The following is a 14,638-nucleotide window of genomic DNA, read 5'->3' as shown; positions in this document are numbered from 1 at the left end:
GCTCATGTATTGAAGGATTAAAAACCCTGCCCAATGTCCTCCTGAACAGCCAACGCAACGTTACGACCAGGGATTCCAGTTACCTGGCCTCCAGGGTAGGTACCTGCACCAGTAAGGTATAGTCCCCTCACTGGGGTTCTATACCCCCATCCCTTGACTGGTCTCCCGTCAAAGAGGAAGGGAGGTCTCATGGGCAAGTGGTTCAGGTTCCCGCCAGGTAGGTTATAGTGGGCAGATGCAAAGGAGGGGTCTATTCTCTCTTCATAGAGGATTTCACCCCTGAAGGCACTTAGTACCTCCTCCCTATCTCCCATGAACTCCAGGACGTGACCTCCCCTCCTAGAGTCCAGATACGAAGGCATCACGATCTCCCCTATCTCCAGGTCTACTATACCTTCAAGGTAAGGTCTCAGTCTCTCCTCTATCTTGGGGGTTTCCTTGAAGACGACGTTATATTTGACCCAACCACCATGACCTGGATCAAGCCTCAAGTGACTGAGGGAATCTACCATCGCCAGTGTGGAGACCGGACTTACAGCCGAGACCACAATATCAGCCTTGATCTCCTTATCGCCTACCTTTACTCCCACCACCCTACCATTTCTTTCAATTACTCTCTCAACTTTCATATTGGTCAAAATATCTACCCCTATTGCCCTAGCCTTTTCTGCTATCGCTTCGGAGACCGTGCCCATACCCCCTGGGACTAGGCTCCACTTATTGAAGAAGTAGGCAACCATGTATGCCGGGGAGTCCTCCATGGAGGGATAAACGAAGTATCTGTGAACCTCCGCCGGAAGGTAGTCGGACAGAAATTCCCTGGAGGTCTCCCTCAGGATCTCTGGGATACCCTCCTTCTCTGCAACTTCAATTACCTCGTCCTCAGTTGGCGGTCTGGAGAGGAAGGTAAACTTCCTCATGACATCCTTCATCTTAGTTATCTTCCTTTCGAACTCGTCATACGAATCGAATACCCTTTTAAGGTTCTTCCTTCTCTTCTCATCGTCCCTATGGAAGGGAACGAGCTTACCATCATATTCTATGGTCTGGAAAATATCGCTGGTCAAAATAGGTATGGAGAACTCGGAGATGAGCTCCTCTGGCATAACACCTAGGACATAGGAAGCCCTGCTTATGACCGCATTCCCTACCTTTACGCTCTCTGTCATTCCACCGATCCTGTCTGACGCCTCGACGACGCGAACTTCCAAACCTAGCTTTCTGAGGTAGTATGAAGCTATGAGTCCGTTATGACCTGAACCTATGACGATGACACGCATTTGAGGATATTATCCTATGGAGTAAAATGACTTTCTCAAGCGAACCAATTTTCTTGATTAACCGCATTTATCTGGATAGTTTATTTAGTGATTTTAACGGCATAAATTTATTTTCACTAGATAGCAGTAAGCATTTAGGCTCAGGCCTTAGCCTGCTACGCTATCTGTTAATTTCCTTTAGTTTAAGGTACCAGAAGGAAGTAGTCAACCTCAAGAAGGCTGAGACCAAAAGGAGTACCCTTAGATCAGTGGCTAAACCAAGGACTGGTATCAACAAGTTCATGATGAAGCTGGACGCTACTGACCCCATTAGAGCTCCTATTCCCTGAAGGACAGAGTAAAACCCTAAGGCTACTTTCATGTCTTCCTTACTGGAGGAGTCGTAGAGGTAGCTGACGTAAGCTGTGGAGCCAACCATACTGGTGAAACCAGCTACCATCTCAACTAGGTATATGAAGTAGATGGACGGAGCTATGGCGTAAGTGAGGGGAAAAACGGTAAGGAGGGCCCTTCCTAAAAACATGGCTAACTTTCTATTCGTCGTAATCAAACGGGCCACTGTCCTCCTGAAAGCTAGGGAAGATACCCCTGCTATGAACGACATGATAGCTATATTGGTGTAATTCATGTGGAAGATGAATATTTGGGCCACCGGGAAAAGTGGCCAGGCAAAGGACCAGATGAAGGTAAAGGTCCCAGTCAACGCTAGGAACCTCCCAATCCCTTTAGGTAAATGGAACTTCCTGGAAGGATCTTCATAATCCACGTCTGAACGCCATAAAATAAAGATACAGGTTAAACTAATGATACCGCTTAGTATGAACGGGATCTTAATGAGCTCAGTAGAGGACCCCACGAATACCCCTGCACCCAAAGTGGCTATGAGGCCACCTACATTGGCGTAGGCTGTGTACTGAGTAAGTACCTCTCCTCTCGATGAGGAGCTCAGCTTCTCCATGATCAAGTTCCAACCCATTATCGACATCCCCAGACCCAACTCTGCGAAGCAGTACCCTAACGTGAGGTCTATCCCCGTGAACGGTAGGAAAGACAATACTATCCACGAAAGCCCAGTGATCAAGCTCCCAAGAATTAGCAGGGTCAACGCTCTAACCTGGAACAGAGCCGTGGCGAACTCAGAGATCGCGGTCAGGACTGTTGAGGCTGAGCTAATTATACCTAAGTATTCGTTAATTACCCCAGAGGAAGCAGCAGTGAAGGTGATAAAGGGTTGGGTAAGGTCAGCGGCAATGCTTCTCAATACAGCATAGGTTCTTAGAGGCTTCAAGGTAGAATCTAGTTATTACGGTGTAGTATTAATTTTCTTTTTCTATTCAATAGAAATAGGGAGAAAGGGTGGCTTGCGCGTCATATTCACATGTAGGTGTGCGGTCTGCCGTTCTTCCAAGAGTTCATTAGCATGACGTCCCTGGGATCCGCCAGGTTTAGGGAAAGGTTGTGGGCGAAGCTCGATTCCCCAAACTTCTCGTCAACAATCTCTAGGGTCATCCTCCTTACCTCCCTCTCGTCAGCTACACCTAGCAGGTGTAAGTATTCGTGGAGGATTACGACGTAAAGGTATTGCCCGAGGTTATCATGGTTTACTCCTGATAGGGGTACAGTGTTTACGTATATCGTTTCCTGTCCAGCCCTAACGAATCCAAGGATCGAGGGGTTGAAAGGCATAAGTTGCACTTCAGCCCTCGTTGATTTCCCCCATCTTTTTAGGACGTCCCTTATAACCTCGTTTAGTATAGAGTGTGGAGTATCTAAAGTTGGCATAGAATAACGTCTCATTTTGGGCTTTTATTTTTATATAAAAACTTCCTTCACAGGGCTTTATTCACGTAATGACATGACCTTGGATCTCTTGACGGGCTCAATTTCTATCTAAGACCGAAAGAAATTAATGGTCTTTAATCCCTTCTGTACTGTGATTTCAGAAAACTTCAGCGACGAACTGGAGGCGGCTCTAGGTATTTCCCTCTACCCGTACCAAAAGATAGTGGTTAACGACGTGATGGAGTCACTCAAGGACAAGAAGTTTGTGGTAGTTTCGATGCCCACGGGGTCAGGGAAGACCATAGTTGAGCTCGCTGTGGTCTCCCTTCTCATGAGGAGTAGGAGGCGTGTTCTGGTCCTGGAACCCACTAGAATACTCTGTGACCAGATGTTTCACAATTTTTGGAGTAAACTATTCCCAGATGCGGGAGAGGAGTATGAGGGGCAATGCGACAGCTTTAGGACCGGGAGAAACCCTGTGATCTCGACTCCGTTTACCGCCTCCAAGTGTAAGCCTGAAGTCGACGTATTGATCCTGGACGAGGTCCACCACGCCTTCGGGGATCCGAGGTACGCTGAGGCTATACTCTCCCTGGAGCCTAAGGCCATGGTAGGTTTCACCGCCCTTCTACCCAGCAAGAAGAGGTACAACATTGACACTACCGTCCTAGAGAGGATCGGTTCCCCTCACGTACTTGCATACGACTTCAAGAAACTGTCACAGATAGACTCCTCCTTCAACCTACCCAAGGCCATAGCTGACGTATTTGACGCGGAAATGGACGGGATAGAGAACGTGGCCTACGACGCTCTCCTTAAGGGAAAGGTAGAAGGGAACAAGAACGTGCTAGGTTTCTTAAGGTCCACCCTGAGCTCTTACGGGAAGAGAGCGTTTTGCGAAAGCCTAGATAAACTTGCAACTGGTCAAAAGGTCCATGACCACGCTTCCCTCTCAGTCCTCTGCTCCTCCCCGGGGTTTAGCCATAAGGCCAGAACCTTAAAGGAGATAGTGAGCTCTTACGACATAGAGGAGCACAAACCTGTCCTCATTTTCACGTCAAGGCGTATGACAGCGCATGAGTTTGAGGTAGTGTTAAACTCTATGGGAGTCAACAACGTGGCCATTTTAACCGGGGAGTTAAAGAAAGAGGAAAGGCTCGACATAGTCAACAGGGCTAAAAGGGGGGAAGTTGACGTCATAATCTCGACTGTGGTGGGTGAGGAGGGCATAGATATACCAGAAGCTAAGCTCCTTGTGATGACTGACGTACCGAAAAGTCCCCTGAGGTTCTACCAGAGACTGGGTAGGTTAATAAGGAAAACCAAGGGTAACGAAATAAAGTACCTGGTGGTTACCCTCACCCCGAAGACCTTTGAATACGACGACTTAGATGAAGCGTTGAGGTCACTGAGTAACGAGGGAGTTGACGTGAGTTACATCCTCGAAAGGAGGGAAGGGAAGGGCACCTTAGCTAGAGTGGTTGAACAGGTCAGGAGTAAGGGAGGAATCACAACCCTCGGAAGTCTATTGGAGGAGGAGGTGGATCTAGACCAGTTCCTCCTTAGGAGGGGAAAGTCCAGTCTCTTCAACTACTTTAAAGAGAAGGGTAACGATAGCAAGAACGTGTTCACAGACGTTGTGGACATGGCGATCTCAGACGGGGAGTTGTCGTACTACTATGACCCAGAGAAGACTTCTCATCTAGTCTACTTAATACTCCTATCCAAGTACTGCCAACTTTGCGTAGGCGAGCAGTGCATGGACATATGTAGCGACGAGCTGAGAAGATTGGGGGAAATGAAGAGCTACAACATATCAAGGAAGGATCTATTGAGGTACTTAACGGTACTGTTCACTAAGGACAGGCAGAGCGAGGTGGAGAGATCTTTCAGTTACGAACCCGACCCAGATATTGCGGTAAGTTCAAGCGCGAACCAGAGGAACAGGTCAATAACGTTTACAGCCAGAGTGAGAGCGTCAGCCAACGGGATAACTGTATACCCACTGGTGAAAATATCCTACTACGGCGTTTCCCCTGACGAGGAGAAGTTCTTGAAAAGAAATGTCTTAGCAATTTTGAATCAGGCTAAGAAAAAGTTCGCGTCTAACCTTTCCCCCTATTGACCTCTTCGCTCAGTTCGTGGTAAGCCTTCTTTACCTCCTCGACGGCGGCCTCGTCCTCTAACGTGGTCACGTCCCCGATGGGTGAGCCAGTTGCAACTGCCTTTACGACCCTCCTCATTATCTTACCGCTCCTGGTCTTGGGAAGTTTACTCACGAAATGTATGTCCTTGAAAACTGCGATGGGCCCGTAGTTCTCCCTTACAGTCTTCATCAGCTCTTCCTTTAGTTTTTGATCTGGGTTGTACCCTACCTTAAGTATGACGAAGGCTTCAGCTAGCTCTCCCCTCAGTTGGTCTGGGACTCCAACTACAGCAGCCTCAGCAACTGCAGGGTGTTGGATGAGGGCGGACTCAAGCTCGTAAGTCCCTATCCTGTGCCCAGCTATCTTAAGGACCTCATCGGCTCTCCCCAATATCCAGAAGTAGTCATCCCTGTCCTTTATGGCGTAATCGCCAGCTAGGAACATTCCAGGAAACTTACTCCAGTAGACCTTGACGTACCTTTCCGGGTCCTTATGGATGGTGAGTGGCATTCCAGGCCAGGGTTTGGTTATAACCAGGTATCCTTTCTGTTCCTCCGGGAGAGGCTTTCCGTCCTCTCCTACTACCTCGGCCGATACTCCAGGGATGGGCGGACCGTTAGTCCCTGGTTTCATGGGTACCAGTAGCCCTCCAGGAGTTATGGATATCAATATTCCACCTGTCTCGGTCATCCACCAAGTGCTCCCAAAGGGAATTTTGCTCCTACCAACATGTTTATGGAACCACCTCCACGCCTCGGGGTTTATAGGTTCGCCCACAGAATGCATAAGTCTCACGCTGCCCACGTCATGCTTTGTAATCCATTTCTCTCCTTGTTTCATAAAGGACCTTATAGCTGTGGGAGAAATGTAAAGGACTGAGACCTGATACCTCTCAATTATTGAGGTCCACCTATCCGGTTCCGGGTAGTCCAAGGCCCCCTCGTACATGACCTCGGTAGCCCCTTCCATTAGGGGACCGAAGACGATGTAGGAGTGACCGGTGACCCAACCTATGTCCGCAGCGCACCAGTACACGTCAGTGTCCCTTATGTCGAAAACTTGGTTCATGGTGTAATGCAGTAAGGTAAGATACCCTCCGGTATCGTGGACTATTCCCTTTGGTTTCCCCGTTGTTCCTGAGGTGTAAAGAATGTATAATGGGTCTTCACTTTTCACTCTTTCAGGCTCGACGTAAACGTTCAGGGGTACACTTGAGAGCACTTCATCGAGGTACTTGTCCCTACCTTCCACCATATTGACCTTGATACCTGCCCTCCTAACAACCAAAACGTGCTTAACTGTTGGTGAGTTCTCCAGGGCCTTGTCCACCACCTCCTTTAGGGGTACAATCTTTCCTCTCCTCCAACCCCCATCAGCGGTGACCACTAGCTTTGCCTCAGCGTCGTTCATCCTGTCCGTAATGGCTTGGGAGCTGAAACCTGAGAAAACTACTGTAAAAGTCACCCCGAGTCTAGCTGCTGCCAACATAAAGATGGGCAGTTCTGGGATCATAGGGAGGTATATCCCTATGGCATCCCCTTTTTTTAGCCCGTAAACTTCCTTTAAAACGTACGCAACCCTGTTGACCTCTCTGAAAAGGTCGAGATAGGTGAGTTTCCTAACCTCCTTGGGTCCGTTTTCCCAAGGCTCACCTTCCCATATAATCGCTACCTTGTTCCTTCTCCAAGAGTTTGCGTGTCTGTCCACAGCTAGATGGGAGGCGTTAAGCTGCCCTCCAACAAACCATTTGTAGAAAGGTGGGTTGCTGTCATCTAACGTCTTATCCCAAGGCCTATACCACTCCAGATCTTTAGCTACGGACTCCCAGAACTCTCGGTAATTTTCTGTAGTTTTCTTGTGAAGTTCCATGTACTCTCCCACGGAGACGACCCTATGCCTCAGCACTTCAGGGAGTACCTTCTCCTGAAAGGGTAAGCTTATCTCATCTGTAGACTTACTCATGACTATACATACAAGAAAAATAATTATAAATCTTTAACCATAAGACACCATAAGAACAAGCTTTTATATATTTGAAATTCTAGATATAGTGGAAATATCATGACAGAACAAAAAAGGGCAAATCCAGCCCCCCTAGGTTTATCGGGCTTCGCCCTAACCACCCTTGTTTTAAGCACGTATAACGCAGGCCTCCTATCAAGTGGAGAGAACGCGGTTCTAGGTCTTGCAGCTTTTTACGGAGGTCTAGCTCAGCTCTTGGCAGGTATCTTGGAGTGGAGAGCGGGGAACACCTTCGGTTACGTTGCGTTCTTTACCTACGGTGCTTTCTGGGAGTGGTTCTTCTTAACCTCCCTCGGCATATTCGGTGACGTCACGGCTGTGGGTATAGGATACGTCCTAGTCGGCTTCGGGATCTTCACGTTGGTAATGTGGTTCGGTACCTTTAAGGCCAACATGGGTTTATTTACGACCTTCCTCTTACTTTGGATAACCTTCTTCCTCTTGGGCATAGGAGCGATGACGGGAAACACTCCCCTGTTCCACGCAGGGGGCTACGTCGGTATCCTCACTGCAATAGCTGCGTGGTACACTGGACTAGCCTCAGTGGTCGCGGAGGCCCTTGGAGCCAAGGCACCCCTAGGTAAAGCGCCCATGTCTTGACCTATACCCTAAACCCTAAGTGAGAAAGGGAAGGTTTCTTTCCTATACGCTGAGTCCCAAAACATGTATTCGTAGATGGACGCCAGCCTAAAGTTGTACAGCATCCTTTTTTCAACCTCTTCGGTTACCTCCACCTCGTCCAGTTGTGAGACAGCCCACCTGACACCCCTTTCATACTCCTCTCCCCCGTAGGTGTTTATCCATCTGGAGTACTCCTCAACTGGAGAGCCCTTCTTTAAGAGTAGTTTACCTACGTGCATGTAAATCCAATAACAAGGGAGGACCGCGGAGAGGATCTCTGGGAAAGTTGAGGAGTAGCCGACGCTAAGTAGGAAGGAAGTGTAAGCCTTGTTTGCGGGAGACATTTCCTGTAGTTTCAGATCAACCCCCCACTTTTTTAGAAAGGAGGAGTGAAGGCCCTCCTCCACCTTGGATGCGTCAAGAACATGGGTCATGAAGTTCATCCTCTGCTCTTGAGTTTCAGCCTTGATGGAGGCCATGAGGAGGACCTTTGAGAACTCGTTAAGGTAGAGGGCATCTTGTATAATGTAATGCTTGAAGCTGTCCATGGGGAGGGAGCCATCAGTGAGACCAATAATAAATGGATGACTCTCGATGCCCCTTAATATGTCCTGTATTGAAGACCAGAACCTCTCTTGTCTTGTCATGTAGATGAGTCAGTCCGTGGAATATAAACGAGTTTCGGATCAGGTTATAGGAAAAAGAGAGCTGTTGGGACCCGAGAAGTCTTAGTGTGGTTCTAGTGCTTAAGTTAGACGAGGAGAGCCTCACCCTTTAGGACCGGGAGGAATTCAGTGACGTATCCTCAAGGGTGGAGATGCTGGGCCAAGGATAGTGCAAGCTTGAGAGGACGTGTATTGAAAGGAGTACTTATTAACTTTAATTTCGGTATTATCTTATGTTATTCCTACTATGGTTCAAGGTTAAGCAACCGGAGTCCTTGACCCAGAGGCACCTCATGCAGATCTGGCAGAGGGAGGCTGAGGCGGCTCTCCCTGCAGTAAAACAAGGGAAGATTAAGGGCCTCTGGAAGGTCTCAGGGAAGAGGGAGGTTGTGGCCATCCTGGACGCTGAGTCCCACGAGGAGATAGACCAGATTTTGGAGAACTTACCCATAGTGAAGGAGATGGGATACGCTGTGGAAATTGAGGTCCACGCGATCCATCCCTATGAAAGCTTTTATGAGTTGGTTAAGAAAATAGCCACATGACGGAAGCGTACGTCTTTTGGCACAGGAGGAGCCCGGAGACAAGTAGAGAGAGGTATGAGGAGGGTCTGAAGAAGTTCCATGAAGTCTTGAGAAGAACTGGGGTAAATGGTTTACACTTCTCCTCTTCCTATAGGGTTTACGGTATCCCTTGGATGCCTGAAGGCGACATTTATGAGGACTGGTACTACATATCCGATTCGAGTGTTTTGGACAGGTTAATTGAGGAAGTTGAGCAGAGAATAAGGGTGGAGCATGACGAAATAGCGTCCATGTCTATGGAGGGAAAGGGGACTCTCCTTCAGCTCAAGGGAGGGGATGTAAAGGTCACGTCGAGGGACGAGGTCACGTGGTTCTCTAAACCTAGGGGAGTCAGGTACGAGGACTTTTACTCTAGGCTGGGTATTAAAGACCAATCCCTATGGAGGAGGCTGTTGGCCATGGGACCATCGCCTGAGTTCTGTCTTATAGGCAAAGATAGAGTTTATAGGGAGAACGCGGTTTACGTGAGCAGAGAGATGATTTATACTTCCAAACCATTAGACTAGAGTTTTAGAAATAACAAGTAACTTTAGAGAGATGCCATCCCTTAAGGGGGAGTTAATAAGAGTACGACTCCTTTTACAGGTCACAGTTAACGAAAGCCTCACCCTTCAGGGCAGGGAGGAGGTCAGCAAGAGAGCACAGCGCATGCTCATTATCTTCCAAATGGTTATATCCAACCCAACAACTATATCTTATGTTGGCCTTTATCTCTAACCAACTTACCTCAGCCATATTACAGGAAACTTCAGTTGTATGGTTCCCAGTACCAAAGTTTGACTCACCGTCAGTCTTCTCCAAGTTGTTAGACGAGCATGGTGGAGAGTTCAGCATCCTCCCTGAACCACCCTACGACCTAGACCAGCGTTATGAGACCCCTATGGTCCTGACCACCACGGTTCAAAGCGAGAGGGGAAAGATGGAGGTCACTGACCTCCTACCCGTGGGGGAGACGGTGATAATAAGGAGGGTCAAAAGCGAGATCCCGTTCCGTGTCGTGTTCAACCCAGTCTTCCATTACGGCTTGTATAGGTCCGTCCAGGACAGGGAGAGGAGGATCAACCCCAAGGGTAGGGACTGCGTGGCTTTCCTCTACCAGTACACAGGGGAGGTCAAGCAAGAGGACGAGGTCACGTGGGCCTTCTCTGAGGGCGAGGGCTACCTGGTCGCCAACTACTCCTCCGACACCAGACATGGAGCCCTGAGCGAAAGGGCTAAGACCCTCTCCCTGGAGTTCGAGAGACCCTTCGCGAAGACCTTAGACTACTGGAGGAGGGTAGTGAAGGAGCGTGGGGGAGAGTTCAGGGAGCTGTACAGGACCTCCCTCTCGGTCCTCTTGGGCTCAATCTACGTTCCCTCAGGGGCGTCAATTGCGTCCCCGACGACCTCACTACCCGAGGTCGTTGGTAGCTCGAGGAACTGGGACTACAGGTTCGCGTGGGTGAGGGACTCCTCAATCATAGCTGAGTCCCTCCTCGATGCAGGGTACGTAGTTGAGGCGAGGTCGATCATAAGGTTTCTCCTATCCCTGGTCAACTTCACCTCCAAGCCCTTCTTCTATCCCCTGTACTCCATTGAAGGTACCATCCCTCCCCCCGAGAGGAAGATACCCTGGCTTTCAGGTTACAAGGGGTCCAGACCAGTGAGGGTCGGGAACGGTGCGTCAACTCAAGTCCAACTAGACGTTGAGGGATTCTTCATGGCCTCCCTTCACAAGTACCTCCAGATAACTGGGGACAGGGTCTTCCTAGAGGAGAACTGGGACAGGGTCAGATACATAGCTGACTGGGTCGCTGAGAACTGGGACATGAAGGACTCCGGGATCTGGGAGGACAGGGGTGAACCGAGGCACTACGTCCACTCGAAGGTAATGATGTGGGTGGCTTTGGACAGGGCCGGTAAGATCTCCGAGTTCATGGGGTTCGATGACGAGTGGAGGGAAAGGAGGGAGGAGATAAGGAAGTGGGTAATGGAGAACGGGGTTAAGGGCTACTTCGTTAGGTACCCGGAGAGCCGGGAGGTCGACGCCTCAATCCTGACTGCCCCTTTGTACGGGTTCGTCTCCGTGGATGACAAGACCTTCCTGGAGACCCTGAGGAAGGTGGAGGAAGACCTAGTGGTCGACGGGTTCGTTAAGAGGTACAGGGCCGACTTCATGGGTGAGGCAAAACATCCCTTCCTCCTGACTACCGCTTGGCTCGCTAGGGTATACATCAAGATGGGCCAGGTAGAGAAGGGTAGGAAAATATTGAGGAGGCTCGACCAGATCTCTGGGGGGCTGCGACTCTTGGGGGAGCACTTTGACGTGTCTGCAGGGGAGTTCACGGGGAACTTCCCTCAAGTGTTCGTACACGCCCAAGTTGTCAGTGCTCTAAAGGACTTGGGAGGAGCTAGGGAGGGATATGCTTGAAGAATAGTTTCAGATGACGAGAGGATCGAGGTATTTCAAGACGAGAAGAGTCCAACAGGTACGTGATGGGTAATATGGTCTTCTCCTCCCCCGACTCGTGGCTGGAAGCCAACAGGAGGGTGGGCTTGGAACTAAGGCTACCTGAGCTTTCTGATCCCCACCACTGCTCAGCCTAAATCAAAGGTGTAAGGGAGGGCTAAGGGCCACGGGTGACTGAATCAGGGGAGGTCAACTCGGAAGGGACATGGTCAAGGAAGTGTATAGGGCAACTCTCAAGAAGTTAAAGGAGATGTTTGAACTAAACGTAAGGCTAGCACGGAATAGCTGAAGGGACGTGATGGCGACGTATAAGAGCGTTCTTAAGACTCCTGGGCGTAGTGGTCACCTAGGGGAAGTAGGGTGTGTGTATGACTATTGTTTATGGCAGGGACGAAGTCAGTGAATTGCATAAGTAAACAACTCTCCATTTAAGGGACAGATTACATAATGAGAGAAGCTCCCCCTCTAGCGCCCTGACGAAGTCAGATGTTGAAGTAAGTTAAAGCTAAACTTGCGTTGATAAAAAGAAACCGGAGATAAGCCACCACTGAACATAGTTTATTCAGTTATCATATAATCCATGTGTTCTGACCCGACTCAGGTACGTATGTTGTAGTTAGGTTCGAATTTGAGGACGATCCCCCAGATGGGTAGTACCACACGATCGCATTAATCGTGGTTGGAGGGGCAGAGGAGGGATATACAAAATACCAGTAAACAATATCATATAATGAGTTTGAAGGTGAACTTATAATATTGTATAGATTGTTTGTATTGTTATAGAAATAACCGTTTTTCCAGACCTGCGTCGATACATTGTAAAACTGCGCGACCGTATTGGGGTTATTATTCTGTTCACTAGTAAGGAAGGCTTGGGAGATAAGATCGGTTGTAGAGCTACTTCCGAACTTCACTGTAACGTTATATCCATTATGTGTACCACCAAACCCTATTAGTTTAGTATTAATTTTGTCAGTTTGATTATATAAAGTAACATTAATATTTCCAGCTGATTGTAATAGCGAACCGTAAGAGAAATTAAGGAAGTACTCCTCCCCAACATTCAAGTCCGCTATGAAGCTTGAGTTCGTTGTGGAGGCCGAACCACTGGACGTTGAAACATTAAAGTATAATTTTAATCCATTCTGGTAAATAGTTATTGTATAATTATTACCATTACCGACTCTGGTCAAATTTTCCTGAAATATAATAGAATTTATAGAAGTATTGGCAATAGGTTCAAACCAGAACCCCTCTTGGATACCACCTTGACTGGTAAAAGTATGAGGAGGATTAGTTATTTTTTTGCTATTTCCGTTAAAATTTCCAGTCTGACTTACTACATAAAGTCCCAAACCTGCGTCAGCTGGGTTCACATAGGTATAGCCTAGCCTGTACCAATGACCGTTCTCATAGGTCAGTATCCAAACTACTATGATCTCTCCCGGGTAGATCGTGGAATTGACCTGGTAAGTTCCTGTGGGTGCAACTTGGTATGCTTTAAACCCACTTGGGCTAGACAGTTGGTTCCCCTGGACCGTGTAGACAGTATTCAGGGTAACGGAGGGCGGTACCTGTATCTTCCCCGAGCTATTCACGAAAACTGTTGCGTTCTGTGCCCCTTGAGGAGCGTAAAGAAAAGTCCCTAGTCCTGGAAGAGGTCTGATCACGAACGGCACAATGTACACGTTCTTCACAGGGGCTGAGTACCAGAAGAGGAAGGAGACATTGAACCTCGTGTATGAAGGGGCTAAGCCCGAAAAGGATATTGGTGATACGAAAGTCTGGACCTCCTTAGCTTGAGCAGTAATTAAGCTCTGCTGTTGAAGGGATGACGCTTGGCCTGAGAAATAGGTTGCGTAAAGACCGAAAGCTCCTATACTCAACATGAGGGCTACAATGACCACTAGGAACGTAGTAACTACTGAAGGCATTGAAAATTATTTAAACACAGTGATATATAAATATTCATTCAGAATTAAGATATGATGTCCACATCTGTCACTCTTTTGTTTCGACGTTACTGGGAATGTCTAGTAGTTTAAGCATGCAAGTAGAGTAGTTGAGATTCGTGATAAGATGAGAGCATACCTCGTCGTCTGTGTCTGGGATAAGGTCAGTCCTCAATCCATAGCTACTGAGCTTTCCACGGTAGCGGACTTTAGAGGTGTTTAAGGAGACGGTCTAAAGGCCTGCTGTTAACCGATTCATACTAAATCCCATTAGTAGGGGTAGGAAAGACCCATATGGCTTTAAAATGAAAAAGTGCAGTCAGACGCAAAATCTATACTGACGCACGAGTAATTCAGCGAAAATTATCCTTAAATGGTCCATTACTAAGTCCATACTGGCTGTGAATTCACCATAATATATTTAAAATGAGCTTAATAAAGTAAGGTTTTTGGTTATCTTACTTTTTTCCCCATATTGGTGTTTTACCTAAAATCCCTTAACACTCGTGCCGATTTTTAGTGATTTTTAGCGAAGGTTTAATATAGAAGCTAGGATTAGTATTTCTTGAAATAGGAAATGGAGAACGTTGTACAGGAGATAATCCTTGTGAGCGTGGTGTTAGTCCTAGGTCTGGTCATTATAGGCTTTACGGTTTCCTACCTATACCCCCAGATAGTCTTATCCTCCGAGGAGCAGACAGCAAATAACATAGCTTCCCAGACTACCTTAAGCGTGGGTCCTGTCCTATCAGGAAGTTCCTCTACAGGTAGCCTGGTGATGGAGGTTTACGACCCAGGAGTCTCTGGGAACGTGTCGGTCCTTGCTTTCGTGGAACCGCAGAGCTTCGAGACGTCAGTTGGACTAGTCACACCTCCTACCTCACCTAACTTTAAGGTCTACCTGCCCAACGGGAAACCTGCCTATAGCTTCACGTCTGGGAACATATACGACCTCAACGGGAGACTATTGGTGAGGTCGGAGCACGTTTACACAGTACCGTTCAATCAACCCTTTACAATATCTGTGAATAACTTCAACAGCAACGATATTGTTATAATTTGGGTAATGTACGGTCAAGGTGAATTGTTCAGGATCGGGTTCACTTTTACTGGGGTCCCCTCTTCAGGTGGTTGAA

The 14,638-nt window shown here is 48.0% G+C and carries 12 protein-coding genes; 6 read left to right on the top strand and 6 right to left on the bottom strand.

What is annotated here, in order from left to right:
* Positions 1-17: 17 nt before the first annotated feature.
* From GWK48_RS00605 to GWK48_RS00595, 3 genes are all read right to left on the bottom strand, one after another.
* Complete coding sequence (locus GWK48_RS00605; RefSeq protein WP_174628658.1) at positions 18-1,280, bottom strand: phytoene desaturase family protein; 1,263 nt, start codon at positions 1,278-1,280, stop codon at positions 18-20.
* 160 nt (positions 1,281-1,440) lie between these two features.
* Positions 1,441-2,568 carry an MFS transporter gene (locus GWK48_RS00600; RefSeq protein WP_174628656.1) on the bottom strand — a complete coding sequence of 376 codons (1,128 nt, stop codon included), beginning with the start codon at positions 2,566-2,568 and terminating at the stop codon, positions 1,441-1,443.
* An 86-nt stretch (positions 2,569-2,654) separates the two neighbouring features.
* Positions 2,655-3,062: a hypothetical protein gene (locus tag GWK48_RS00595; protein WP_174628654.1), complete on the bottom strand. Its 408-nt coding sequence runs from the start codon at positions 3,060-3,062 to the stop codon at positions 2,655-2,657.
* 151 nt (positions 3,063-3,213) lie between these two features.
* Between GWK48_RS00595 and GWK48_RS00590 the strand changes: the two genes are divergently transcribed.
* Positions 3,214-5,187 (top strand): DEAD/DEAH box helicase, encoded by a 1,974-nt coding sequence (locus GWK48_RS00590; protein ID WP_246263848.1) that lies wholly within the window; start codon positions 3,214-3,216, stop codon positions 5,185-5,187.
* On the opposite strand, the gene acs is transcribed toward GWK48_RS00590, so the two are convergent.
* A complete protein-coding gene (gene acs / locus GWK48_RS00585; RefSeq protein WP_174628650.1) occupies positions 5,168-7,171 on the bottom strand; it encodes an acetate--CoA ligase in 2,004 nt (667 codons plus the stop codon). The genes GWK48_RS00590 and acs overlap by 20 nt on opposite strands.
* A 99-nt stretch (positions 7,172-7,270) precedes the next feature.
* Between acs and GWK48_RS00580 the strand changes: the two genes are divergently transcribed.
* Complete coding sequence (locus GWK48_RS00580) at positions 7,271-7,831, top strand: acetate uptake transporter (protein ID WP_174628648.1); 561 nt, start codon at positions 7,271-7,273, stop codon at positions 7,829-7,831.
* An 8-nt stretch (positions 7,832-7,839) separates the two neighbouring features.
* On the opposite strand, the gene tenA is transcribed toward GWK48_RS00580, so the two are convergent.
* A complete protein-coding gene (tenA, locus tag GWK48_RS00575; RefSeq protein ID WP_174628646.1) occupies positions 7,840-8,499 on the bottom strand; it encodes a thiaminase II in 660 nt (219 codons plus the stop codon).
* Positions 8,500-8,750: 251 nt separating this feature from the next.
* Here tenA and GWK48_RS00570 point away from each other — a divergent pair, with 251 nt between their 5' ends.
* From GWK48_RS00570 to treH1, 3 genes are all read left to right on the top strand, one after another.
* Positions 8,751-9,062, top strand: coding sequence for a muconolactone Delta-isomerase (locus tag GWK48_RS00570; RefSeq protein ID WP_174628638.1), 312 nt, complete (start codon positions 8,751-8,753; stop codon positions 9,060-9,062).
* Complete coding sequence (locus GWK48_RS00565) at positions 9,059-9,607, top strand: hypothetical protein (protein WP_174628636.1); 549 nt, start codon at positions 9,059-9,061, stop codon at positions 9,605-9,607. Before GWK48_RS00570 ends, GWK48_RS00565 begins: the two co-directional genes overlap by 4 nt.
* A 191-nt stretch (positions 9,608-9,798) precedes the next feature.
* On the top strand, positions 9,799-11,511 hold the full coding sequence (treH1, locus tag GWK48_RS00560) for an alpha,alpha-trehalase TreH1 (protein ID WP_174628634.1): 1,713 nt from the start codon (positions 9,799-9,801) through the stop codon (positions 11,509-11,511).
* 608 nt (positions 11,512-12,119) lie between these two features.
* Here the strand turns inward: treH1 and GWK48_RS00555 are convergent.
* A complete protein-coding gene (locus GWK48_RS00555) occupies positions 12,120-13,484 on the bottom strand; it encodes a hypothetical protein (protein ID WP_174628632.1) in 1,365 nt (454 codons plus the stop codon).
* A gap of 595 nt (positions 13,485-14,079) precedes the next feature.
* On the opposite strand from GWK48_RS00555, the gene GWK48_RS00550 reads away from it, so the two are divergent.
* Complete coding sequence (locus GWK48_RS00550; RefSeq protein WP_174628631.1) at positions 14,080-14,637, top strand: hypothetical protein; 558 nt, start codon at positions 14,080-14,082, stop codon at positions 14,635-14,637.
* Position 14,638 lies beyond the last annotated feature (1 nt).

The organism is Metallosphaera tengchongensis (assembly GCF_013343295.1).
In the GTDB taxonomy this organism is placed as follows: Archaea; Thermoproteota; Thermoprotei_A; order Sulfolobales; family Sulfolobaceae; genus Metallosphaera; species Metallosphaera tengchongensis.
This window is presented reverse-complemented; position numbering and strand designations above follow the sequence as displayed.